Origin of the sequence: Dolichospermum circinale AWQC131C, assembly GCF_000426905.1 — a bacterium.
GTDB classification, from domain to species: domain Bacteria; phylum Cyanobacteriota; class Cyanobacteriia; order Cyanobacteriales; family Nostocaceae; genus Dolichospermum; species Dolichospermum circinale.
Genome location: NZ_KE384618.1, coordinates 5,805 through 7,120, shown reverse-complemented (window position 1 = coordinate 7,120; position 1,316 = coordinate 5,805). Strand labels below are relative to the sequence as shown.

Genomic DNA, 1,316 nt, shown 5'->3' with positions numbered 1-1,316 from the left:
GGGCTGAAGATGTACCTCATAAGAGCGGAAACCCCTGTAATTTTTTGAGTTGGGTAGAACGGAGTGAAACCCAACATTGGCAGGAGTTGAGCAGATTTTGTTCCTCAAACCAATCTCCATAAACCTGGAATTTCCGACTTATATCATGTCCGGTTGAACACTTATCATATCTGTTGAGGCAGGTAATGGGTAATTGGTAATTGGGAAAAGGCAATACAATGATCAACTAGATCCTAAGTGATTGGGTAGATATGATATTAAAGGAAACATATTATTCTATAATAGAAATTCTGAAATTTTGATAGCAACACGATCCTAGTCGAAAATACTGGGTGTGAATAAACGTAAATCATCTGGTTTACGTGACGCTACACTATGACAGCCCATCAAATTAGTTGATAGGACGAGAAAACAATACCAGTAAATTTTGGCGATCGTTACTAATTTATAATATGCTCAGTATGCGAACATTGCTTTGACAATCAAAATAATGTTGACAAAAATTATCTCCCGATGTAGTGCTTTTTTAAGGAATGATTAATCTGTGAAGTCGAAGGAGGAAACAGCCCAACATGAAGAAGATGAAACTACCGCGCAGGATTCATCAGACATTAACCCATGGTTGGTAAATGCGACCCAACTGCCCCAGCAAATATCCCCAGATCAAATAAAACAGATATCTCCTTCCGCTTTAGCTTATTTGGGGGATGCAATTTATGAATTATATGTTAGAATGTTTTTTCTGTGGCCACAACAACGACTGGAAAACTACCATCGTTGTGTAGTGGATCAGGTAAGAGCAGAAACACAAGCGATACATTTGCGAATGTTAACTCCTTACTTGAGGAGTAACGAATTAGAAATTGTCCGCAGAGGTCGTAACTCTGCCCATTGTCGTCATAAACGACTCAATCCCGAAATTTATCAACAGGCAACTAGTCTAGAAACCCTAGTTGGCTATTTATATCTTACTGATTACCCCCGTTTAACCGAACTATTACAAAAACTCCCTCTGGAAAAATAGTCAGAAGCTGCATCTGGCAATTATTACTGATTTGTAATGGTTCATTAAATGAATATCATCGGGCTGTTCACTGATTTAAATCAAACCTCAATACTGAAATACTGCTATGACAAGTCAACCCAAAAAAAATAATTCCGCCAGCCAACCTAAGCGTGGGCAACCCGTAAAAATCAAGGGTAAGCGCGTTGTTCCTCACTCTGTCCGTAATCAAGGCAAAAGTGAAAGTAAACCTCGCACCTCTCGCTATGCTGCGGATAAATCCCCAGAAATTAGATTAAATAGAGAAGACAAG

The 1,316-nt window shown here is 39.0% G+C and carries 1 protein-coding gene and 1 pseudogene; both read left to right on the top strand.

Annotation, left to right across the window (positions count from 1 at the left end; translation table 11 throughout):
- Positions 1-544 precede the first annotated feature (544 nt).
- Positions 545-1,024 (top strand): Mini-ribonuclease 3, encoded by a 480-nt coding sequence (locus tag ACIR131C_RS0113230; RefSeq protein ID WP_028090583.1) that lies wholly within the window; start codon positions 545-547, stop codon positions 1,022-1,024.
- Between the two features lie 106 nt (positions 1,025-1,130).
- Positions 1,131-1,316, top strand: a pseudogene (locus tag ACIR131C_RS26075) (23S rRNA (guanosine(2251)-2'-O)-methyltransferase RlmB); the annotation flags it as partial.